Raw genomic sequence first — 21,986 nt, 5'->3', positions numbered from 1 at the left:
AACGGGGCGCTTCAACGTTGGTCCAGCGTCATCGGCTTGAACTTCTTGTCCGCATCGAACAAAAAGGTCTCATTGAATTTCCAGGGCTTGGGCAGCCGACTGACATCACCAAACGGCGCAGCGCGGCGAACCGCAGCCATGGCCATGGCCACCGTTTCACGCGCCTGGCTGGGGTAGCGCATCACCGCGATGCGGCGGATGCTGCCGTCCCCATTGAGCTCGATGCTCAAGACCGGGATGGCCAGTAGGATGTCGGGCGGCTTGCTCATGTAGGTGGTGTCGGGGTTGGCAGCGATCAAGCGGTGCGCAGCCTGTTGACGGGCGTCGGCCCAACTGCGTGGCGTCTCCGGTGGTGACAGCTTGATCACGCCCTTGGAGGTGGTCACGGTCATGGGGGCGGGCTGGGTGGCCGGCGGAGCGGGCGGTTTGGTGGCCGCGCTCTGCTCTTCCTTCTTGAACATGCCGCAGCCCGCAAGGCTCAGCGCCAAGACCCAGGCCAGGCCGGCCGCGGCCGCTCGCCCGATCGGCGGACGCACAGACTGCACTTCAACGCAATGCACGATAGATCTCCTCGGCCAGCTCACGCGAGATACCCTCGACGCTGGCCAGCTCTTCCACACTGGCGGAGGCGACGCCCCGCACGCCGCCAAACCGCTGCAACAGTCTCGCACGTCGTTTGGGCCCGACACCGGCGATGTCCTCTAGCCGGCTGCCGCCTGTGCGCACACTGGCACGTTTCGCGCGCATGCCGGTGATGGCAAAGCGGTGCGCCTCGTCGCGAATCTGGGCCACCAGCATCAAGGCAGCCGAGCTGGGCGCCAGTTGCAACTTGGGCCGTCCGTCGGCAAACACCAGCTCTTCCAGCCCGACCTTGCGCCCTTCACCTTTTTCCACGCCCACGATGATGGACAGCGGCAGCCCCAAGGCCTGGAACACGTCCCGCGCCATCGCGACCTGGCCCTTGCCCCCGTCGATCAGCACCAGGTCAGGCACGCGCGCGGCCTTGGTGCCGGCGGCGCTGTAACGGCGCTCCAGCGCCTGCTTCATCGCGGCATAGTCGTCACCCGGCGTGATGTCGTGAATGTTGTAGCGGCGGTACTGAGATGGCTGCATCTTGTGCTGCTCGTACACCACGCAAGAGGCCTGCGTGGCCTCGCCCGCCGTGTGGCTGATGTCAAAGCACTCGATGCGCAAACCTGCCAGCGGGTCGCGCGGGGCTGGGGCACTGGCCTGCGCGGGCTCGGCCTGGGCCGGTTCCGGTATCGCTGCGTCTGCCGACGCATCAGGCGCCGAGCCCTCGGCATCCACCTCCAGCCCCGCCTCACGGGCGTCGAAGTCCAGATCCAGATTGAGGGCCTCGACCAGCGCACGGGTGCGCGCCTGCTGCGAGCCCTCTTCGCTGAGCAAGCGCGCCAGGGACAGCTCGGCGCCCTTGATGGTCATGTCCAGCCAGGCGCGCCGTTGCTCGCGTGGCTGGTGCACCACCGTGATCTTGCGCCCGCCCTGCTCGCCCAAGGCCTCGATCAGCGCCGGGGCCACCGGATGGCTCAGGATCAGCATGGACGGCACCGCGCCACCAATATAGTGCTGCGCCAGAAAGGCTTCGAGCACCCGGACTTCGGTCGCGCTCACGATCGAGTCGGCCTCTGCTCCGCCCTCGCCGCCCTCACCCACCTCTCCAGGCTCGCCAGCCTCATCGGGCACCTGCAAGTGATCCTGCACATGCACCGGGAAATGCGCCCGGTCACCCAGGTGGCGCCCCCCGCGCACCATGGCCAGGTTCACGCAGGCACGGCCACCGTTGACCTTGACCGCCAGCACATCCACATCCTTGTCCATCACCGTCTCGACCGACTGCTGATGCAGCACCGTCGACAGCGACTTGATCTGGTTGCGGATCTCGGCGGCCTTCTCATACTCCAGCCGGTCGGCGTGGGCCATCATGCGGCCCTGCAGGTCTTCCAGCACCGCCTCCGGCTCCCCCAAGAGGAAGCGCTCGGCCTGACCGACGCTGGCCGCGTATTCGTCCTTGCTGATCAGGTCCACGCAAGGCCCGCTGCAGCGCTTGATCTGGTAGAGCAGGCAGGGCCGGCTGCGGTTCTTGAAGACCGCGTCCTCACAGGTGCGGATCAGGAAGACCTTCTGCATCAGCTGGATGGTTTCCTTCACCGCCCAGGCATTGGGGTACGGACCGTAGTAGCGGTGCTTGCGGTCCACCGCACCACGGTAGTAGGACATCCGCGGGAAAGCCTGCGTCGAGATCTTCAGATACGGGTAGCTCTTGTCGTCGCGAAACAGGATGTTGTAGCGCGGGTTGAGCGTCTTGATGAGGTTGTTTTCCAGCAGCAAGGCCTCGGCTTCGCTGCGCACCACCGTGGTCTCCATGCGCACGATGCGCGAGACCATGTGCCCGATGCGGGAGCCACCGTGGTTCTTGTGAAAGTAGCTGGAAACACGCTTCTTCAGGTCGCGGGCCTTGCCCACGTACAACACATCGCCCCGGGCATCGAAGTACCGGTACACGCCAGGCAGCGCGGGCAAGGAGGCCACTTCCGCGAGCAGGCGATCCCATACCTGGGCTCGGGCCTGCTCCTGGTTTGCCCCCTCGTCTTGCGCCGGGGCATCTTTGGGTTCAGGGTCTGACGGCAAGCTCATAGGCGAGGATTGTCACTGACAACATCCGGCCTGGCACCGGCGCTTGCCATAATCCCCCGATGCTTTGGGACGTGTTCTGTCGCGTGATCGACAACTTTGGTGACATCGGTGTGTGCTGGCGCCTGGCTTGCGATCTGGCGCAGCGCGGCCACCAGGTCCGCCTGTGGGTGGACGACGCCCAGGCGCTGGCCTGGATGGCGCCACAGGTGCGCTGGCAGGCCGACGCAGCCATGGGCATCCCCACGGGGCAAGGTCAGGCCGGGGTCACGGTTTGCCACTGGCAGGACGCGCAGCAGCTGGACGTGGTCGCACCCGGTGTGCAAGCCGGCGACGTGGTGGTCGAGGCCTTTGGCTGTGACCCACCTGACGCCTTTCTGGCTCGCATGCAAGCCCGGGCAACCCAGGGCAGCTCGGCGCAGTGGGTCAACCTGGAATACCTGAGCGCAGAGGATTATGTAGAGCGCAGCCACGGCCTGCGGTCTCCCGTGTGGTCGGGGGTGGCCAAGGGGCTCCACAAGCGTTTTTTCTACCCTGGCTTCACCGCCGCAACAGGCGGGCTGCTGCGAGAGCCAGGCTTGATTGCACGACGTGAAAGCGAAACGGGGTCAAGCTCGGCCAGACAGCACTGGCTGAGCCAGCTGGGGCTGCAACTGCCCCCCGATGCCCATCTGGTGCTGCTGTTCTGCTACGAGTCAGCACCTGTTGGAGACCTGCTGGACCGACTCGCGGCCCTGGCGCACCAAGGGCCCGAAACCCACGTCCTGCTGACACCAGGCCCCGCCACCCGCCTGGCCCGGGCATGGGTGCAAACCAAAGGAGCCGCGGCCCCCGCGTTCGCCTCGCGCCTGCATGAACTCCCCCCCTTGCCTCAGGCGGATTTCGACCGGCTGCTGTGGTGCTGCGACCTCAATCTGGTCCGCGGCGAGGACTCGGCCGTGCGTGCGCTCTGGGCGGGGCGCCCCCACATCTGGCACATCTATGAGCAGGACGATGGCGTGCACGCGGCCAAGCTCGACGCCTTCATGGCGCGCTGGCAGGCAGGCTGGCCGGCTGCGCTTCAGGCGGAAGTCCGTGCCTGGTGGCTCGCGTGGAACCGCCTGGGCCCCATGCCGGTCCAACTGCCGGACTGGCGATCGCCCGATGCGCCCTGGCGCAAACACAGCGAAAAAGCGCGCGTGCGGCTGCTGGCCCAGCAAGATCTCACAAGCCAATTGCTGCAATTCATTGCAAGCTCGGGTTAAAATAAGAGGCTTTGCTTCGATCGCCCAGCCCTCAACGCCACGATCCGAGCCCCGATTTCCAGATTTATTTCCAGATTCAATTTCAGACCCGACCCGGGAATCCAACATGAAACTCGCACAAGAAATCCGCGCTGGCAACGTGATCATGCAGGGCAAGGACCCGATGGTCGTCCTCAAGACCGAATACAGCCGCGGCGGTCGCGGTGCTGCCACCGTGCGCATCAAGATGAAGAACCTGCTGAACGGCGCCGGCGCCGAAGTGGTGTTCAAGGCCGACGACAAGATGGACCAGATCGTCCTGGACAAGAAGGACTGCACCTACTCCTACTTCGCCGACCCGATGTACGCGTTCATGGACGCAGAGTACAACCAGTTCGAGATCGAAGCCGAGAACATGGGCGACGCCATCAACTACCTGCAAGACGGCATGGAAGCTGAAGTCGTGTTCTATGACGGCAAGGCCATCTCGGTTGAACTGCCCACCACCGTGGTGCGTGAAATCGAAACCGAACCCGCCGTCAAGGGCGATACCTCCGGCAAGGTGATGAAGCCTGCTCGCATCGTCGGCACCGGTTTCGAAATCTCGGTCCCCCTGTTCGTTGAAAACGGCGACAAGATCGAAATCGACACCCGTACCCACGAGTACAAGAAGCGCGTCTGATCATTCAGATCGCCTCCAGTAAAAAGGACACCTTCAAGGTGTCCTTTTTTCATGCCGGGCCCGCCTGGCTCAGGATGCGGCTGGTGCAACGCGCTGGTGCGCCAGCGCCATGACCTCGGCTGGTGGCAGCCCTTTGAGCGTGTGATCCGACCATACCTGGCGCCAACGGCGCGCACCAGGCAAGCCGTTGTACAGCCCCAGGACATGGCGAATGACCGCTGACCAGCGCACCTCACCATGAGCCTGGCCGGCCGTACGCTCGATCTCGCGCTGGGCGTAGGCCACCATCGCCGCTTCGACCGCTTGACGATCCTGGGGCGAGGTGGCGGCATCCTCGCCAAAGAACAGGTGGTCCCATTCGGCCATCATCCAGGGCGTGTGATAGGCCGCGCGCCCCACCATCATGCCGTCCAGCGTGACACCATCCAGCACCGCACCAGGCTGCAGTTGCGCCAGACAGGATGCGTTATCGGCCAGGCCACCGTTGAGCACGATGGTCAGCGCTGGAAAATCACGCTTGAGCTGGTGCACAAACTCGTAGCGCAAGGGCGGGATCTCTCGGTTTTCCTTCGGGCTCAAGCCCTTGAGCCAGGCATTGCGCGCGTGCACGATGAACACTTGGCAGCCAGCCTCTGCCACCGTGCCAACGAAATCGCGCACGAAGTCATAGTGCTCGATCTGGTCAATGCCGATGCGGTGTTTGACCGTGATGGGCATGCGGGCATCACCGCTCGTCGCATCGAGCATGGCCTTGACGCCCTCGGCCACCAGGCCTGCCTCGGACATCAGGCAGGCCCCAAACGCACCGCGCTGTACCCGCTCGCTGGGGCAGCCGCAGTTGAGGTTGACCTCGTCGTAACCCCATTGCAGAGCCAGACGCGCACACTGCGCCAGGTCATCGGGCTCGCTGCCCCCCAGCTGCAAGGCCAGCGGGTGCTCTTCCTCGTTGAAACGCAAATGCCTGTCGACATCACCGTGGAGCAAGGCCCCGGTGGTCACCATCTCGGTATACAGGCGCGCGTGGCGGCTCAGCAGGCGGTGGAAGTAGCGGCAATGCCGATCGGTCCAATCCAGCATGGGCGCAACGCACATGCGCCACGGGCTGGGCACAAGCGCCCCAGAAGAATCAACAGACAAGGCCGACATGACACACTCAACCGACAAGATACCCAAAGGCAGGACAGGCACAGCCTTTTCACATCGGCCAGTGGGGTGACATCACCCGGACTTGCCCAGCAAACCAGCCTCCGCCTTACTGATAACTGGCGGGCACAGAGTGTACCTTTTGCAGTGCCAGGATTTGCGCGTCGTGGCGCGAAGGGCCGTGCGTGGGGCATTTCCACCGATTTCAAGGTACCCTCCATGCGCACCGCTGTCGGCCAAAGCAGGACAATCGAACAATCAGCATAGAAAATTGCCCACCATGACCGCGCCCCACTCCACCCCTGAATCAGTGACGACACAAGCGCATTGGTTTGGAGAGCCCGGTCAACCGATCATCTCGTGGCTGAGCGAAACCGAAAAATCAAATGGCAAGTCGGGTGTCATAGTGCTGCCGCCCATCGGGTACGAATACTGGACCACCCACCGCGCCCTGCGCGATCTGGCTGAGCAACTCGCGAGGTCGGGGCACAGCGTACTGAGAATCGACTACCGAGGAACCGGAGATTCATCCGGAGACAAATGGGACGCCGGCATACTGAGCCAGTGGAAACGTGACATCCAGCTCAGCGCCCTTGAGTTGCGGAAAACAGGCGTGACATCCATTGCCTTGGTGGGACTGAGAATCGGTGCACTCCTGGCACTCAATTTGGCGCAAGAGGTCGACGCAAACGCCGTCGTGGCATGGATACCCGTGACGGCTGGCCGCCGCTACGTCAAGGAGTTGCAATTGCTGTCCAGCCAGGCCCCGGAAGACAGCCTGACCGTCGGCGGAAGTGGCACACGCTTCCTGGCTGGGTGCGTGTTCACATCAGAATTGCTGGCCGAGTTGAGCGCCTTGTCCGTTGATGCCGTTCAAACCACGGCACGCGCTCTCATCCTGGACCGCCCCGACAAACCTTCGAGCAAAGATTTCATGGAAAAGCTGAAAGGCAGCGGCGCCTTGCTCGAACAGCAGGCCATTGAGGGCGCCGATCAAATGCTGGATGTCCCCACCGAATATGCCACGACACCGACTGCACACCTGAATGCCATCGTCGACTGGCTGCGCCCTCAGGCAACAGAATGCGGCACGGGCCTGCTTCAATCAGGCAAATTCAATCAGGACAGCGGCCACTTCAGCCATGACGGCGCCATGCTCACGGAGCGCGAGGTGCGACTTGGCAAAGACCAGCTGGTCGGGATTGAATGCAACCCGGCAAGTCAGACGCCGCGCGCTACCGTGGTCTTCCTGAACACGGGCTCCGAACCACATATCGGACCTGGTCGAGCCTGGGTTGAGCTGGGGCGACAACTTGCAGCCATCGGCTACCGAACCATTCGAGTCGACTTCCAGGGGTGGGGAGAGAGCCCGGACAATGGCTTTGCACCGGGGCGACCATACGATTCACACGCGGTGGATGACGCCCATCAAATTGCCAAAGCCCTGACTGAGCGCGGAGACAACAAAATCATATTTGTCGGCCTGTGCGCCAGCGCATGGGTTTCCCTGCGTGACTGCCAGAACTTGCTGATCGACGGCCTCATCGCCTTCAATCCGCAACTTTATTGGCAGACCGGTGACCCGGTTTGGGCGACCATGCCTGAGTCAATCGCATGGTGCTGGCAGGACGATCAAAAAGTATGGACGGACCCCAGCAGAAAAGCAGCCGTCCAACAATGGCTGGAAAAAATCCAGGCATCCCGTTTCCCTATTGATTTCTGGTTTGAGAAAGATGACATGGGCATACGGTATCTTCGGGAACAACTGGGCATGACCATAGCCGGAAAAACCTCTTTCAATTCCTTGACGATCAATGAACTGGAAAAACTGGACCACGCCATGCACCGTCAATGGCATCGATCCGAGGCATTGAATGCCATCAGATCGCTGCTTGAGCGCACAGGCAATTAATGCAACCTCAAATACCTGCCCAAACAAAACAAAGCAACGTGTCGATCATGAGCCACCCCAGCCAACAACCCGGCTTGAGCCTTTACCTGCCCAGACTGGATGGACTTCGTGGGATAGCCATAGCATTGGTTCTGGTGCACAGCCTGACACTCCTGGGTCAGGTCGACTCGGTGGTATCCAGACTTGTTCATAGCTTCTTTGCCTTCGGCTGGGCTGGCGTTCAGCTTTTTTTCGTACTGAGTGGCTTTCTGATCACCGGCATTCTTCTTGACACGAGACATCGGCCTCATTATTTCAAGAACTTCTACATCCGCAGGGCGTTGCGGATATTCCCGCTGTATTACGCCACATTGATTGCGGCCTTCATCATACTACCCGGCATTGGGCACATGCCCGATGTTTACCAGAGCGACGCCGCGCATCAGGCCCGTCTCTGGCTATACCTGACGAACTGGCACACCGACGTAGGGATTGGCTTCTCCCATTACTGGTCGCTGGCACTGGAAGAACAATTTTATTTGATTTGGCCACTGGTCATTTATTTCGCCTCGCCCAGAAGCCTGTTGAAAATAAGCCTGATCGTTTTGATAGCCGGGATGATGGTCAGATACTGGATGCGAAACAACGGCTTTCCAGAGGAGGCGGTATACATCGCGACGCCGTGTCGGGTGGACGCCCTCACCACCGGCTCGGCCGCGGCCGTCTTGATGCGCATGCCGGAAGTCTACAATTGGATCAAGGCGCGCACACCTTTGCTGAAGTTCATTGCAGTGGCGCTCGGCGTCTTGGCCATTACATTGACAGGCAGCTATGGCTCCTCGTTGAAGGGGCAAGTGTTCGGATACGGCGTATTGGCTTTGTTTTTCGCGCTCACTGTGCTGATTGCGGCAACACTCGATCGCGAGCAAGTTTCAGCCCCTCGGCCGGCGGGTGTGCTCAGTTGGAAACCGCTTCGCATCCTTGGCAAATACAGCTACGGGATGTATGTTTTTCAGCGCCAGATCCATGTATTTATTGGCATCCCGCTCATCAAACAGTACGCATCCACGTCCCTCGCGATCAATATCATCTATGTGATAGCAGCCAGCTTGTTGACCTTAGGGCTGGCCGTCATCTCTTATCACTTGTTCGAACTTCCATTCCTGCGCATCAAGAACAAGTTCGTCAATTAGTTCAGCTTCCGCCGTATTGCTTCAACAGATGGGCTCGCAACTTGGCCACCAAGTCCAGGCGCGTAGAGTATTTCGTAAAAGTGTGATCTGCCCCAGGAACGAATTCGGAAGTCAGCTTTCCACGCCGAAGCCCCCAATTCACGGCAACCCGTGCGCCATGCAACAGAATATCCCACCCTGGGTCTTCCTGTGAACAAAATACGGTTACATGGCGATTGCGTGCATAGAGCGATCTCAAACGATGCGCCACGAAACCACCGGATGTCAGGCGCAGCACTTCAAAAATGGATGCCAGCCATCGCTTGGCAGGGTTGGCCACGTAGAAATAGACAACCTTGATCAGGTTAAATATATTAACCTGCCCTTTCAGCAACTTCATCCACTTGTCGCCACTGCGTACAGACGCTCGATACTGAACAACTTGACCAAACTCGCCGAAGAGAAAGCCTTCTTCCTTCCAGTTGAGATTTGGCGGATTGATCATCACAACCTCGCTCACAGGGTGCGCCAAAGAATCCCCCGCTGCCATGAATGCATGATAGGCACCGGAACACAGCCCGACGACGACATACTGCTTGCAGGCGAATTCCTTCGTCAAATAATCCAGGGCAAGATCAATATCCCTTTGCGCCGTATCCGGGTAGGATTTGTTCTCGAGTTCAGGTTGTGTGGCCACGCTCTCGCCAACACCCTGCAGATCAAAGCGAAAAACAGGAAAGCCCAGCACCGCCAGATTACGTGCAAGCAACTCATTGACCCGATTGGCGCCTACGCTGTGCACCACGCCCGAGTTAAGCAGCACCACAGCCGGCAGCTTCTTGTTTGAGGACACATTGCGGGTGTAAATGCCAAACAGTTCATTCGTCGCACCGAATCGGCATGCCTGGTCCATCAATGGTGCAGAGAGGCCATCTGTTGCTGTGAACTCATAGGCCATTTTCGCAGGCAGGTCCACATTCATCGACTGGGTCGTCATGACCTGCGTATGTCGCACCAGCCAATCCACGGTTGAATCAATGGCCACCTGTGGGACCACCGTGTCTACCGGTTCTGCCATCATGTCGGCGTACCCTGGGCAGTCAATTGAATCAACCATGACGCCCTGCGATGAAAAATGGTCCCGCAGACTATTTTCACTGGGTAATTCTTTTCGCTGGATCAACAGCACCCCGCCAGACGGCTTGCTTTGCGCGGCCAGCACATCCAGGGTAGCGAGCGAGGCCTGGGTTTCCTGAGCAAGCAGGAAACCAGCCACCTCCATCGGCGCCCCGGCATCGACCTGTTCGGTCAAGGCCGAGTTGGTGCTCGCGACGATTTTTTGTTCCCGCACATATCGCCGCCCCGACACCACCGGAAACCACAGCACAAGCCATTCGACGCCCATTTCCGCGGACACCATGGTCGCCAATGCAGAACCCAGGCGAATCCCCAGCAAGCACACCCGCGTCCTGCCGCTGATGGAGCGAGCGGCATCGATTGCCTCCCTGATGTCCTTCATCCATCGGCCAACGCGATCGGCATCCAGGTCGCTACCAGTGGAGTCGCCCGTTCCATGGTAATCAAACCGCAGCGCGGGCACGCCCTGGCGAGCGAGCGCATCAGCCAAATGACGCACTGAGCGATGGCCGTGTATGTACTCGAAGCCAACAGGCTGGCAAATGACCGCCACGCAATCGCGCGGGGGAACTGATTGATCAGTGTGGAAAACGCCAAAAAGGGATGCCTCCGGCGCACCGAAATAAAAGGCGTTGCGCTGGACACATGAATTCTGCGAAGGGTATGCCATGTTCTATAAACCGACCGATTTCAAATCGGAAGCTAATCCGAGCCTTGATGCAAGACAGATTGGTCTTGTTTACTTTGAATGGCGACCTGCCCATCCAGATTGAGCGCCCGCACGCTTCCCGTTATCGCTGCAGGCACGGCCTTGCCTGGCAGCATATGCATCCTCACGGTGTGCCGCTGCCCTGGTGCCAGGTGGAAATAGGCGTCGCTCGACACGAAGTCATCGACATCAAAATGCACGGCCTGTGCGAACCGCGTGGCCGTCACCGTGATCTCGAATACACCCGGCTCGATGGCGATTGCCGATGCGCTGAGACCCAAGTCACGCTCCTGCGGCAAGGCCATCCCCGTTGGAAAGGCAAAAGCGCGAGCCAGTTCACGCCCATCGGATGCCTTGAGCACCGCCGTCAGCACGTGGGCACTGGCAGGGCCGAAGCGGTATGCCCAGGACCAATCCGCAAACCAGTCGAACCAGGCCATCAGGGGCCAGGAGGCATTTCCGTGTGCGGGCAACTCAATGGTCTGTTTGCCCTGCCCCACCTGCGTGTGCCCTTGCCGATAGGCCGTGACCTCGACTTCCGCCTGCAACAAACGCGGCGCTTCATTTTGCACATGAACATACAGGCCATTGCCCCCCTCGTCCGTCAGGGAGAGCGACACAGGCTGCAACGCACGCTTGAGATGGTAGTAGGCAGATTTGGGCTGGCCGTTGCTGTCCACCACCCCCCAACCTGCGCCCGGCCAAAGGTCGCGCAAGAACCAGACCAAGGCGCCGCGGCACGACGATGCGGCGCGGCGCCAATCGGCAAAAGTGGCGGCCATGACCTCGCCTGTCGCCACGCGCCCCAAGGTCAGGTAGCGGTCGTGGTCGCTGTAGCGCAAACGTGTCGGGTCCGTCTCGAACAAGGTGGCGACGTAGTGGTCACGCACATCCTCGAAGTCCCACCCGGCACCCAAGTCGCGAGGGGCTCGCCCTTTCCAGGCCGCATGGTGCACCCGCAGAGACAAGCCACCAGGCATGCTGGCCAGCCCTGAGGGCTCCGGCACGTTCGAGAAAGCCAGGCACTCCGTCGCGAACTTCAGGTTGGAGCGACGCGCATCGTCCAGCGAGCGCATGTAGGCGCCCACACCGTAGTACGAGGTCGTGCCCACATCTCCCTGGTGAGGAAAGGCGCCGCCATGCGCACTCGACGGCCAGTACGGCACGTCCGGATGAGCCTGTGCACATGCACGCGCCAAGGTTTCATGGAACAAGGCCGGCGCCCAACGATCTCGTGTGGCGCCAAACATCGCAGCTTGCTGCTCAACCTCGCTGTTGCCGCACAACACGGTCAGGGACGGTCGCCCCTGCCAACGCTGAAACTGTTGATGAACTTCCTGCTGGACCGAAGCGAGAAACTCGGCATCTTCCGGATAGTCCATGTTGGCGAACATGAGCTCCTGCCACACCATGACGCCTTGACGATCGCACTCGTCATAAAAGGCGTCCGCCTCGTAACTCATGGTGCCACCCACGCGGATCATGTTCATGCCGGCTTCGCGAACCTGTGCAATTGCCCCTGCATAGGCACGGGCATCTGCGGCATCCATCGTGACCACATCCAGCGGCGTCCAACAGGCACCGCGGCAGAAGATGGGCTCGCCGTTGATTCGGATGGCAAAGCCATCACCCTGCCGATCCACCGACACAGTGCGAAAGCCCACGGCCCCAAGGTCCATCCTTGTCGGCTCGACCTGCCCGGCTACGCATACTTGCAGACTCGCGGCGTAAAGCGCAGGCTCACCGTGCGTGTGCGGCCACCATAAGTCCACGTCGTCCACACACAGCACACCCGACCAGCCATCTGCCTCGGCCAGGTCGATGCTCAGGAGACGTTCACCGCGGCTCAATTCAAGCCGGACGGACTCTGGCGCCAGCCCATCGGCCAGGTCAAGGCCGCAACGAATGGCAAGTAACCCTTGCGAGCCCTCCACCCTCGGCTGCAGGTGCAGTTCACGCAAGGCGACAGGCGCTTGCGTGGCCAGCCACACACCACGCCAGGGCCCCACCAGCGCGGCGGGCGGCGTCCAGCCAGGTGTGCGCCCCAGGACGGTGGTGCGAAACCAGCGAATCTGCTGGTTCTCGATCATCGGGGCGCGCCAGCGCGGGCGCGGGCGGCGCTTGGTCAAGGCCTGGTCGAGCGACCGGAACACCATCACCAGTTCGTTGCCCTCGGCGCGGAGCCATTCGCTGACCATGCAGCGATGGGCAAGGAACATGTTGCTGCTCGACAGGATGGGCTGCCCGTTGAGCCAGACTTCGGCCACCGTGGCCAGCCCGTCAAAACCCAGGATGCGCGACTGCGCGGCCGACCAGTCGTCCACATCGAAACGAAGCCGAAACCACCAGTCATCCGCGTCAAAGCGACGGGGGCCAGCGTCCAGAGACCACAGGCCCTGCTGACGCAGAACGTGCGCCACGGGCCCGAGATGCGCCGCGCCAATCCAGTTCACACCATCGGGCAACTCGGCCGGAGAGGCGTATTGCCCGGGCGTGCTGCTGCACATCTGCCACCCTTCGTCGAGGTTTTGCAGATGGCTCCCTGTCTGATCTGTCAGACGTCCCTTGTTGAGCATCAACACGCAATGCTCACTGGCCGATCAACTCCACCACAGCGGTGCGGATCGATGACACGGTGTTGAACACATTGCGCTTGAGCATGTGGTCAGGGAATTCGACGTCGAAGGCTCCCTCCAGGCCCAGCATCACGTTCACGCTGGCGTGCGAAGTCATACCAGCCTGGTAGAGATCTTCGTTCACGTCCAGGGTCATGGCGTCCTTGCTCAAACGGGCATGGTCCTTCAAGACGGTACGGATCTGGGCGTCGATAGCGGTGATATCAGTCATGGTCACTTCAGTTCAAGTCAAAGACAAAATAAAAAATCAAATCAAATCTGCTTGGCCTGCCTCGGCAGGCATGCGCACCACGGCCGCCACAATCGCTGCCGCGTAATCGCCGTCATGGCTCAGTGTCAGCGCGGTTTGCTCGACACCGTGGCGTTTTGCATACTCGGCAGCCAGCCCGTGCAAACGCAACTCGCAATGGCCATCGGGAAATCGGAAAACCTCCATGTCACGCCAGGCCACCCCCTTGTCGGCCAGACCCAATGCTTTCATCGTCGCCTCCTTGGCTGCAAAACGGGCAGCCAGCCGCTCGGACTGCAACACCGGCGTGCCAAGGGCATATGCCGTTTCATGCTCCGTGAAAATTCGCTGCATGAAACGCGCGCCGAATTTATCGACAGATGCCTGGATACGGCTGATTTGCACCAGATCCATGCCCACCTTCAGTTGACAAGCAGATGAATCGAGCTTGGCCCCGATCGAAACAGGAAAATCTGGCAATACAGGAAAATCAGCCATGGCCGGACAGCGCGGCCTGGCCGCAAAGGAATTTGTATTATCGACACAAGCAGCCCGAAGCATGCCGCAAGCCCGTTGCGACCGCCTGTGAAGTTGGTCACATGCACTCCCCCCCTAAATTTAGGGGAGCAGCACGCACGCACTCAAACCGACAAACTGCGAAGCATTTCAAACAGGCATGATCATAGTGCGCGTCAAATTCGCTTTCCAGCGGGCTTGGGAAACATTAACCACCCCAGGCGGGGGGGACGCCCCCTATGGTGGGGCAGCGTAATATTCGTTCATTGAGGAAAGCACCCTGAACATGTCCAACACTGTTGAGTTCGATACCCTGCACGCGGCTGTGCGCCAGATTGCCACCACGGTCGCCGCCGTTCACGCGAGAGATGTGGATGCCAAGGCCCGTTTCCCGGTGGAAACCATCGCCGCGTTGAAAGAGGCCAAAGTATTGTCGGCACCAGTCCCCCGAGAGTTCGGCGGGGCCGGGCTGGGCATGAAGCAGTTGGGTTTGCTGTGCGCCACGATCTCGGGGGCATGCGGCTCCAGCGGCATGGTGCTGGCCATGCACTTCATCCAGGTGGTCTGCATCACGCGTCACCATGGTGACAGCGCCCTGTTCAAGCGCTACATGGCCGAAATCGTGGAAACCCAGCCCGTGCTGGCCTCGATCACGTCGGAAGTAGGCACCTTTGGTGACACCCGCTCCAGCATTTGCGCCGTGCAGCGTGAAGGCGACAAGTTCGTCCTCAACAAGCAGGCCACCACAGGCTCCTACTGTGCGCATGCTGACGCCATCCTCGTGACCTGCCGCCGCGACGAGTCGGCCCCCAAGAACGACCAGGCCCTCGTGATGGTCCGCAAGACCGACGGCAAGCTGACGCAAACCACCACATGGGACACCATGGGCATGCGCGGCACCTGCAGCCCTGGCTTCGACCTGCAGTCGAGCGGCGATGTGGGCCAGATCCTGCCCGTCCCGTTCGCCGACATCTCGGCCATGACCATGGTGCCCTACTCCCACATCCTGTGGGCGGCGCTGTGGTGGGGCATCGCCAATGACGCCTTCTCCAAGGCGGCCGCCTATGTGCGCGGCGAAGCCCGCAAGAACCCCGGCGTGACGCCGCCCACGGCCCAACAGCTGGCCAAGCTGTCCGTGGACCTGCAGGCCATGAAGAACAACTGGCAATCCGTGGCCACCGAGTTCGACGAGCTGACGGCCGCCGGCAAGGAAGAAGATCTGCTGGGCATGTCCTGGGGCTTGAAGATGGTCAACCTGAAGATTGGCGCATCCGACGCCGCCCCTCAGATCGTGCACAAGGCCCTGCAGATCGTCGGCATCCTTGGCTACAAGAACGACGGACCCTTCTCCCTGGGCCGCCACTACCGCGACGTGCTGTCGGCCTCTCTGATGATCTCCAACGAGCGCATCGCCAGCAAAGGTGCATCGATGCTGCTCGTGCTCAAGGACGAGTGAGCTGCCTGAGCGCAAACTGATATACAGAATTTGAGAGGACGCTAGACATGATTCCCGATTCCTTTGACCCCAAGACGCTTTATGAAGGCCTGGTTGAACACGGCCTGATCGTGCCGACAGCCCAGGCTGGCACATTCGGTCGCGGTGCCGTGTTCGAGAAAGTGCTGGAGCGCTTCAACGGCCTGGTGACCGAACTGTCCAAGAACGACGGCGCCGAGATCTACACCTTCCCGCCCGTCATTGACCGCGGCATCCTGGAGAAGGTCCATTACATGGACTCGTTCCCGCACCTGTGTGGCTCGGTGCACAGCTTCTTTGGCAACGGCCTGGAGGCGCTGCGCCTGGCCGAACGTGTGAACTCCGGCGAGCCCTGGGGCGATCTGCTGGGCCAGACCGGCGTGACGCTGAACCCCGCTGCCTGCTACCCCGTTTACCCGACCTTCACCGGCACGGTGCCGCCGGAAGGCCGCCTGGTTACCATGACCAACTGGGTGTACCGTCATGAGCCTTCCCATGAGCCGACCCGCATGCAATCGTTCCGCGTGCGCGAGTTCGTCCGTGTGGGCACCCCTGACCAGGTGATCTCCTGGCGCGACATGTGGCTGGATCGCGGCGTCAAGCTGCTGACCTCGCTGGGCCTGCCCGCCACACCCGATGTGGCATCGGACCCCTTCTTTGGCCGCGGCGGCAAGATCCTGGCCGAAAACCAGAAGCAGGCCAAGCTCAAGTTCGAGGTGCTGGTGCCGGTGATCTCCAAGGAGAATCCGACAGCCGTGTGCTCGTTCAACTTCCACCAGACCCACTTTGGCGACACCTTCGACATCAAGACGCCAGACGGCAACGCCGCCAACACGGCCTGCCTGGGCTTCGGTCTGGAGCGCGTGACCATGGCGCTGTTCAAGCACCACGGCTTCAAGCCTGAGAACTGGCCTGCAGAAGTTCGCCAGCAACTGTGGTCTTGATGGCCTGAACACGATGCGACGCTACCAAGCCCTGCCCGGCCTGCAAGCGGCCGGCTATGTCCGCAACCAGTTGCACTCGGAGGAGCGCATCTGGGTGGAGAAAAACTGCTACATCGACATCTGGATCGAAGTGCTGCAAGCGCTCCAGCTCGATCCGGTGCCGATCATGCCTTTCGCCACCACCATCGACTTCGAAGGTGACCAGTGGACCTTCTTCAAGCCACCACACACGGAGCTGTACGAGCTCTATGGCGTGGATGTGCAGGAGTTGAACGTCTGGCGCCCCTTGGTCGAACACGCTGTCGAACACCTGCCTGCAGGCAAGCTGATCAGCACCGAGGCCGATGCCTTCTGGCTGCCGGACACGGCCGGCACCGACTACCGCAACACGCACACCAAGACGACGATCGTGATCGCCGATCTGGACCTGGATGCGGGCCGCATGGGCTACTTCCACAACGCGGGCTACTTCGAGGTGGACGGCGAAGACTTCCGCAAGCTGTTCCGGCTGGATGCGGCACCTGATCCGACCTTCATGCCGCTGTTTGCGGAAACCGTGCGTTTTGATCGCCTGGTGCGCCGCAGCCCGCAAGAGCTGGCGGAAATGTCCACGGCCTTGTGGCGCAAGCATCTTGCGCGTCGCCCCTTGACGAACCCGATCACGCGCTTCGCCGAACGCTTCGGCCGGGAGTTGCCGATGCTGCATGAAAAGGGCTTGGCGCATTACCACGCCTGGGCCTTCGCCACCATTCGCCAGCTGGGCGCGGCATTCGAGCTGGGTGCCGTCAACCTGGCCTGGTTGAGCGACATCGGCGGCGCCAAGCGCGCCGAGGCATTGGCACCAGCCGTGCAACACTTTCAGCAGATCGCGCAAGGCAACAAGGCGCTGATCCTCAAGGTCGCCCGTGCCGTCAATGCCAAGCGTGCCATGGACCCGACCGAGGTCTTCGGCGAGATGGCGGCATCCTGGGAACAGGGCATGGCCTGCCTGGACGCCAACATCTGACGCCTCATCCAATGCACCGGACGCGCGGCGTTCAAGCAAAAGGCCCGGGTAGACCGGGCCTTTTTCTTCGGCGACGGCTCGCTCCGTATGAGGCTCAAGCCAGGTCGCGAAGCGGGTGCATCACCGCAGGCCAAGGGCTCACGAAGAAGGCCTCGACCTCGGCCATGTCCACCTCCTTGAGCTGGCTCGGGCGCCAGCGGGGCTGGTTGTCCTTGTCGATGACCAGCGCCCTCACCCCTTCCGCCGTCTCGCTGTCCTTGCCCTTGCGCAAGGCAAAGCACTGGCGAACCATGTCCCGCTCCATGCGGAAGACCTGAGCCAGGCTCATTGACCTCGCACGACGGATCTGCTCCAGCGTCACGCACATCATCAAGGGCGAGTGCCCGGCCATCTGCTTGAGCGCCTGCCTGGCCCACTCGCTGTCATCCGAATGAAGCGAAGCCTCGATCTCGGGCATGGTGTGCAGGCTGAAGTGGCGGTTGATCTGCTCCAGGTGCACGGTGACCGTGGCTTCGGGCAACTGGCCCAGGCCGTTCGCCTCCGCGTGCGCACGCACCCGTTCAAGCAATTCGTCTGATGAAGTGGCATGCGAGCCCTTGAACGAGGCCAGCAAAGCCGGCAGGCTGGCTGCCTGCGCGTGCACGTCTGCCAACCCCAAGGTCAAGGCATCGGTCACATGCAGATGCGGCCCCACAATGCCCAGGTACTCACCCAGCGAGCCGGCGCAACGCGACAGGAAGTAGCCGCCAGCCACATCGGGGAACAAGCCGATGCGCGTCTCGGGCATGGCCATGCGCACGTGCTCGGTCACCACGCGCAAGGTCGCGCCCTGCGCCAGGCCCATGCCGCCGCCCATGGTGATGCCCTCCATCCACGCCACCACCGGCTTGGGATAGGTGTGGATCAGGTAATCGAGTGCGTACTCTTCAGTGAAGAAGTCGTCGATGGTCAAGTCGCCGGTGATGGCCGCTTCGTACATGAAGCGGATGTCGCCGCCTGCACAAAAGTGGACGGCGCCCTGCGGCTTGCCCGCTTCAGCTGGGCGGCCAGAGCCACGCATGAGCACGCCCAGCACCGCCGAATCCGTGGCCCAACCAGACAGCACGTTACGCAACTCCCGCACCATCTCCAGCGACAAGGCATTGAGCGCCTTCGGGCGATTGAGCGTGATCACACCCAGGCCGCCGACCACCTCTGTCAGAACCAGACTTTCCATCAACGTCACTCCAAAAGAAAAAGGGCTGCACCCTTGCAGATGCAGCCCCCGTATCCTACCCGGCCTGCTTTCGCGGCCTGTCCGGATTCAAGCCTCGCGGGAAGCGCGCTTGCGGTCATGTTCCTTCAGGTGGCGCTTGCGCACACGGATCGACTTCGGTGTGATCTCGACCAGCTCGTCGTCATCGATGAAGTCCACGCCGTATTCCAGCGTCAGGTCGATCGGCGGCGTGATCTTGATGGCGTCTTCCTTGCCGGACACACGGAAGTTGGTCAGCTGCTTGGTACGCGTGGCGTTGACCACCAGGTCATTGTCGCGGCTGTGGATGCCGACGATCATACCTTCGTACACGGGGTCGTTCGGCTTGACGAACATGCGGCCGCGGTCGTCCAGCTTGCCCAGGGCGTAAGTGAAGATCTCACCGTCGTCCATGGAGATCAGCACGCCGTTCTTGCGGCCACCGATTTCACCCTTGTGGGCTTCGTAGCCGTCGAAGATCGACGAGATCAGGCCCGAGCCACGCGTCAGGTTCATGAACTCGTTGCTGAAGCCGATCAGGCCACGGGCCGGAATGCGGTATTCCAGGCGCACGCGGCCATGGCCGTCCGGCTCCATGTTGACCAGATCGCCCTTGCGAAGGCCCAGCGCCTGCATCACGCCACCCTGGTGGATTTCTTCCACGTCGGCAGTGACCAGTTCCATGGGCTCGCACTTCACGCCGTCGATGTCCTTGAACATCACGCGGGGCTTGGACACGGCCAGCTCATAGCCTTCACGGCGCATGTTTTCCAGCAAGATGGTCAGGTGCAGTTCACCACGACCGCAAACTTCAAAGATACCGTCTTCGTCGGTTTCTTTCACGCGCAGGGCCACGTTGTGCTGCAGCTCCTTTTGCAGGCGGTCCCAGATCTGACGGCTGGTCACGTACTTGCCTTCACGGCCCGCCAGCGGCGAGGTGTTCACGCAGAAGTTCATGGTCAGCGTGGGCTCGTCGACCTTCAGCATGGGCAGCGGTGCCGGGTTGAGCGGATCGGTCACGGTCACGCCAATGCCGATGTCTTCGATACCGTTGATCAGCACGATGTTGCCGGGGCCGGCTTCAGTCACCTGCACGCGGTCCAGGCCCTGGAAGGTCAGCACCTGATTGATGCGGCCCTTGACGGGCTTGCCCTCAGGGCCTTCCATCACGACCACGTCCTGGCCGGGCTTGGCCGTACCCTGGCTGATGCGGCCCACGCCGATGCGGCCCACGAAGGTGGAGAAGTCCAGCGCCGAGATCTGCAGCTGCAGCGGGGCAGCAGGGTCACCCTTCTGGGGCGGCACGTGCTTGAGGATGGTGTTGAACAGGGCCGACATGTCGGGACCCCATTGCGCGCCGGGCTCGCCCTCTTCCAGCGAGGTCCAGCCGTTGATGCCCGAGGCGTACACCACGGGGAAGTCCAGCTGCTCGTCGGTGGCGCCCAGCTTGTCGAACAGGTCGAAAGCGGCGTTGATCACGGCGTCAGGCTTGGCACCGGGCTTGTCAACCTTGTTGACCACCACGATGGGCTTGAGGCCCAGGGCCAGCGCCTTCTTGGTCACGAAGCGCGTTTGCGGCATCGGGCCTTCTTGCGCGTCGATCAGCAGCACCACGCCGTCCACCATGGACAGGGCACGTTCGACCTCACCGCCGAAGTCCGCGTGGCCCGGGGTGTCGACGATGTTGATGTGCGTGCCTTCCCAGCTCACGGCGCAGTTCTTCGCCAGGATGGTGATGCCACGTTCACGTTCGATGGCGTTGTTGTCCATCACGGTGTCGACGACCTTTTCGTGCTCGGCGAAGGTGCCGGACTGGCGCAGGAGTTGGTCCACCATGGTCGTCTTGCCATGGTCAACGTGGGCGATGATCGCGATATTGCGGATTTGGGTGCTCATAGAATCACTCGTCTGAAATCAAAGAACAGGGTCGGGCTGACGTTGCTCGGCTTCGTCAGTGGTCTGCATCAGCAGGCCTTGCACTTCTGCAGGGCTGAGCAGACGGGTCGGGATCAATTCGCCGGCCTTGATGTGGGCGCTGCCCAGCAAGACGCGGCCTGCGGTTTTGTCCTGACCCGGCAAAGGGCCATAAACGCGCACCTGGGGCGCATCAGGCAGATGGGTACGGCGACGCAAGCCGGTCAGGAAGCGCGCGGCCTCAGACTCGGTCAGCAACACATCGGGCCAATCATTCAACAAAACATCGGCTGCTTGCAAGTGGCTGTCGCGCTCGGCTTCGCTCATGGCCTGCAGCGCCTCCAGCGTCACCGCGCCTTGCAGTGTGACACCACCGCTACCAGTGCGACGCAAGCCGATCAGGTGCGCGCCGCAGCCTAGCCGCTCGCCAATGTCCTGGGCCAGCGTGCGGATATACGTACCCTTGCTGCAGCGGACATCCAGCTCCAGCAAGTCATCCTGCCAGCGCACGATGTCAATGGCATGAATCGTAACGTGACGAGGGGCGCGCTCGATCTCGACGCCCTCGCGTGCGTATTCGTAGAGCGCGCGCCCCTGGTGCTTGAGCGCCGAGTGCATGGGCGGGATCTGGGCGATCTCACCCGTGAAAGCCCGGCAGGCGTCGGCAATGCGGTGGGCGTTGACCTGATCAGGCGTCACAGGGCGGGTCTGCAGGATCTCACCCTCGGCGTCGCCCGTGGAGGTCGTCTGCCCCAGCTTGAGCGTGGCGGTGTAGCGCTTGTCGGCGTCCAGGGACACCTGCGAGAACTTGGTGGCAGCACCAAAGCAAAGCGGCAGCAAGCCCGTTGCCAATGGGTCCAGCGTGCCGGTATGGCCGGCTTTTTCAGCGCGCATCAGGCGACGCACCTTCTGCAATGCATCATTGCTCGACAGGCCCAGCGGCTTGTCGAGCAGGATGACGCCATGCAGTTGGCGACGAGGCTGACGCACAGGCTTGTTCAACTTGGCTCGCCCTCTTGTTTGTCGCCAGCCTGGGCTGGCGGCTGCTCGTCGGCGTCCTTGGCCTTGTCGGCCACGGCGCGGTTGATCAGGGCGCTGAGCTCCAACGCGCGCTCGGTGGTGCGGTCGAAGTGGAAATGCAGCGTCGGCACGGTGTGGATCTGCAGGCGCTTGAACAGGCCATTGCGGATGTAGCCGGCTGCCTCGTTGAGGCCCTTTTCGCACTCCACCGGATCACCCACCAGCAGCGAGAAACCAATTTTCGCGTGGGCGTAGTCGGGCGTCACCTCCACATTGGTGATGGTGACCATGCTGCCAATGCGAGGGTCTTTCAGGTCGCGGATCAACTCGGCCACATCACGCTGGATCTGGTCGTTGACGCGGTTGGCGCGGTTGGGGGTAGAACGTTTATGGCGCATGGTGAA

General features: G+C 61.6%; 18 protein-coding genes. 7 read left to right on the top strand and 11 right to left on the bottom strand.

The features are described 5' to 3' along the window. Positions 1-11 precede the first annotated feature (11 nt). Positions 12-560, bottom strand: a complete 549-nt coding sequence (locus JY96_RS20875; RefSeq protein ID WP_235334001.1) for a hypothetical protein — start codon at positions 558-560, stop codon at positions 12-14. Beyond that, a complete protein-coding gene (gene uvrC, locus JY96_RS20870) occupies positions 547-2,655 on the bottom strand; it encodes an excinuclease ABC subunit UvrC (protein ID WP_081961521.1) in 2,109 nt (702 codons plus the stop codon). The genes JY96_RS20875 and uvrC overlap by 14 nt, the downstream gene beginning before the upstream one ends. Before the next feature lie 59 nt (positions 2,656-2,714). Between uvrC and earP the strand changes: the two genes are divergently transcribed. Continuing rightward, a complete protein-coding gene (gene earP / locus JY96_RS20865) occupies positions 2,715-3,896 on the top strand; it encodes an elongation factor P maturation arginine rhamnosyltransferase EarP (protein WP_035040410.1) in 1,182 nt (393 codons plus the stop codon). Between the two features lie 106 nt (positions 3,897-4,002). Then, positions 4,003-4,557, top strand: coding sequence for an elongation factor P (efp, locus tag JY96_RS20860; RefSeq protein WP_035040407.1), 555 nt, complete (start codon positions 4,003-4,005; stop codon positions 4,555-4,557). 69 nt (positions 4,558-4,626) lie between these two features. Here the strand turns inward: efp and dusA are convergent, their stop codons facing one another. Then, entirely contained in the window at positions 4,627-5,649 is a 1,023-nt protein-coding gene (gene dusA / locus JY96_RS20855) for a tRNA dihydrouridine(20/20a) synthase DusA (RefSeq protein WP_035040404.1), read from the bottom strand. Positions 5,650-5,980: 331 nt separating this feature from the next. On the opposite strand from dusA, the gene JY96_RS20850 reads away from it, so the two are divergent. Then, positions 5,981-7,612 carry an alpha/beta fold hydrolase gene (locus tag JY96_RS20850; RefSeq protein WP_152606601.1) on the top strand — a complete coding sequence of 544 codons (1,632 nt, stop codon included), beginning with the start codon at positions 5,981-5,983 and terminating at the stop codon, positions 7,610-7,612. Between the two features lie 47 nt (positions 7,613-7,659). After that, complete coding sequence (locus tag JY96_RS20845) at positions 7,660-8,784, top strand: acyltransferase (RefSeq protein ID WP_161784378.1); 1,125 nt, start codon at positions 7,660-7,662, stop codon at positions 8,782-8,784. 1 nt (position 8,785) lies between these two features. On the opposite strand, the gene JY96_RS20840 is transcribed toward JY96_RS20845, so the two are convergent. The 4 genes from JY96_RS20840 to acpS all read right to left on the bottom strand — a co-directional run bounded on the left by JY96_RS20840 (position 8,786) and on the right by acpS (position 13,972). Continuing rightward, positions 8,786-10,570 carry an alpha/beta fold hydrolase gene (locus JY96_RS20840; protein WP_035040385.1) on the bottom strand — a complete coding sequence of 595 codons (1,785 nt, stop codon included), beginning with the start codon at positions 10,568-10,570 and terminating at the stop codon, positions 8,786-8,788. A 32-nt stretch (positions 10,571-10,602) separates the two neighbouring features. Then, a complete protein-coding gene (locus JY96_RS20835; protein ID WP_152606600.1) occupies positions 10,603-13,116 on the bottom strand; it encodes a glycoside hydrolase family 2 protein in 2,514 nt (837 codons plus the stop codon). An 82-nt stretch (positions 13,117-13,198) separates the two neighbouring features. Further along, positions 13,199-13,456 (bottom strand): acyl carrier protein, encoded by a 258-nt coding sequence (locus tag JY96_RS20830; RefSeq protein ID WP_035040375.1) that lies wholly within the window; start codon positions 13,454-13,456, stop codon positions 13,199-13,201. A gap of 36 nt (positions 13,457-13,492) precedes the next feature. Further along, positions 13,493-13,972, bottom strand: coding sequence for a holo-ACP synthase (gene acpS / locus JY96_RS23000; RefSeq protein ID WP_161784377.1), 480 nt, complete (start codon positions 13,970-13,972; stop codon positions 13,493-13,495). A gap of 304 nt (positions 13,973-14,276) precedes the next feature. Between acpS and JY96_RS20820 the strand changes: the two genes are divergently transcribed. From JY96_RS20820 to JY96_RS20810, 3 genes are read left to right on the top strand one after another with little or no spacing between them, the layout of a single operon-like run. Next, positions 14,277-15,446, top strand: coding sequence for an acyl-CoA dehydrogenase family protein (locus tag JY96_RS20820; RefSeq protein ID WP_035040373.1), 1,170 nt, complete (start codon positions 14,277-14,279; stop codon positions 15,444-15,446). A gap of 47 nt (positions 15,447-15,493) precedes the next feature. Further along, positions 15,494-16,408: an amino acid--[acyl-carrier-protein] ligase gene (locus JY96_RS20815; RefSeq protein ID WP_035040372.1), complete on the top strand. Its 915-nt coding sequence runs from the start codon at positions 15,494-15,496 to the stop codon at positions 16,406-16,408. A gap of 13 nt (positions 16,409-16,421) precedes the next feature. Next, on the top strand, positions 16,422-17,414 hold the full coding sequence (locus tag JY96_RS20810) for a DUF1839 family protein (protein WP_052162831.1): 993 nt from the start codon (positions 16,422-16,424) through the stop codon (positions 17,412-17,414). Between the two features lie 94 nt (positions 17,415-17,508). Here JY96_RS20810 and JY96_RS20805 read toward each other — a convergent pair whose 3' ends face one another. The 4 genes from JY96_RS20805 to rbfA all read right to left on the bottom strand — a co-directional run bounded on the left by JY96_RS20805 (position 17,509) and on the right by rbfA (position 21,980). Further along, positions 17,509-18,630, bottom strand: a complete 1,122-nt coding sequence (locus JY96_RS20805) for an enoyl-CoA hydratase/isomerase family protein (RefSeq protein WP_035040370.1) — start codon at positions 18,628-18,630, stop codon at positions 17,509-17,511. An 87-nt stretch (positions 18,631-18,717) separates the two neighbouring features. Beyond that, positions 18,718-20,544, bottom strand: a complete 1,827-nt coding sequence (typA, locus tag JY96_RS20800; RefSeq protein ID WP_035040367.1) for a translational GTPase TypA — start codon at positions 20,542-20,544, stop codon at positions 18,718-18,720. Between the two features lie 18 nt (positions 20,545-20,562). Next, on the bottom strand, positions 20,563-21,564 hold the full coding sequence (gene truB / locus JY96_RS20795) for a tRNA pseudouridine(55) synthase TruB (protein ID WP_052162830.1): 1,002 nt from the start codon (positions 21,562-21,564) through the stop codon (positions 20,563-20,565). Further along, complete coding sequence (rbfA, locus tag JY96_RS20790; protein ID WP_052162829.1) at positions 21,561-21,980, bottom strand: 30S ribosome-binding factor RbfA; 420 nt, start codon at positions 21,978-21,980, stop codon at positions 21,561-21,563. The genes truB and rbfA overlap by 4 nt, the downstream gene beginning before the upstream one ends. Positions 21,981-21,986 lie beyond the last annotated feature (6 nt).

Origin of the sequence: Aquabacterium sp. NJ1, from assembly GCF_000768065.1 — a bacterium.
Lineage (GTDB): Bacteria > Pseudomonadota > Gammaproteobacteria > Burkholderiales > Burkholderiaceae_C > Aquabacterium.
Note: the sequence above shows the minus strand (reverse complement) of the source record. Positions and strands in the feature narration are given on the sequence as shown.

Excerpts from the sequence above, each read along its gene's own strand:
- uvrC (WP_081961521.1), bottom strand. The coding sequence starts at position 2,655 with ATGAGCTTGCCGTCAGACCCTGAACCCAAAGATGCCCCGGCGCAAGAC.
- earP (WP_035040410.1), top strand. The coding sequence starts at position 2,715 with ATGCTTTGGGACGTGTTCTGTCGCGTGATCGACAACTTTGGTGACATC.
- efp (WP_035040407.1), top strand. The coding sequence starts at position 4,003 with ATGAAACTCGCACAAGAAATCCGCGCTGGCAACGTGATCATGCAGGGC.
- dusA (WP_035040404.1), bottom strand. The coding sequence starts at position 5,649 with ATGTGCGTTGCGCCCATGCTGGATTGGACCGATCGGCATTGCCGCTAC.
- JY96_RS20850 (WP_152606601.1), top strand. The coding sequence starts at position 5,981 with ATGACCGCGCCCCACTCCACCCCTGAATCAGTGACGACACAAGCGCAT.
- JY96_RS20845 (WP_161784378.1), top strand. The coding sequence starts at position 7,660 with ATGAGCCACCCCAGCCAACAACCCGGCTTGAGCCTTTACCTGCCCAGA.
- JY96_RS20840 (WP_035040385.1), bottom strand. The coding sequence starts at position 10,570 with ATGGCATACCCTTCGCAGAATTCATGTGTCCAGCGCAACGCCTTTTAT.
- JY96_RS20835 (WP_152606600.1), bottom strand. The coding sequence starts at position 13,116 with ATGTGCAGCAGCACGCCCGGGCAATACGCCTCTCCGGCCGAGTTGCCC.
- JY96_RS20830 (WP_035040375.1), bottom strand. The coding sequence starts at position 13,456 with ATGACTGATATCACCGCTATCGACGCCCAGATCCGTACCGTCTTGAAG.
- acpS (WP_161784377.1), bottom strand. The coding sequence starts at position 13,972 with ATGGCTGATTTTCCTGTATTGCCAGATTTTCCTGTTTCGATCGGGGCC.
- JY96_RS20820 (WP_035040373.1), top strand. The coding sequence starts at position 14,277 with ATGTCCAACACTGTTGAGTTCGATACCCTGCACGCGGCTGTGCGCCAG.
- JY96_RS20815 (WP_035040372.1), top strand. The coding sequence starts at position 15,494 with ATGATTCCCGATTCCTTTGACCCCAAGACGCTTTATGAAGGCCTGGTT.
- JY96_RS20810 (WP_052162831.1), top strand. The coding sequence starts at position 16,422 with ATGCGACGCTACCAAGCCCTGCCCGGCCTGCAAGCGGCCGGCTATGTC.
- JY96_RS20805 (WP_035040370.1), bottom strand. The coding sequence starts at position 18,630 with ATGGAAAGTCTGGTTCTGACAGAGGTGGTCGGCGGCCTGGGTGTGATC.
- typA (WP_035040367.1), bottom strand. The coding sequence starts at position 20,544 with ATGAGCACCCAAATCCGCAATATCGCGATCATCGCCCACGTTGACCAT.
- rbfA (WP_052162829.1), bottom strand. The coding sequence starts at position 21,980 with ATGCGCCATAAACGTTCTACCCCCAACCGCGCCAACCGCGTCAACGAC.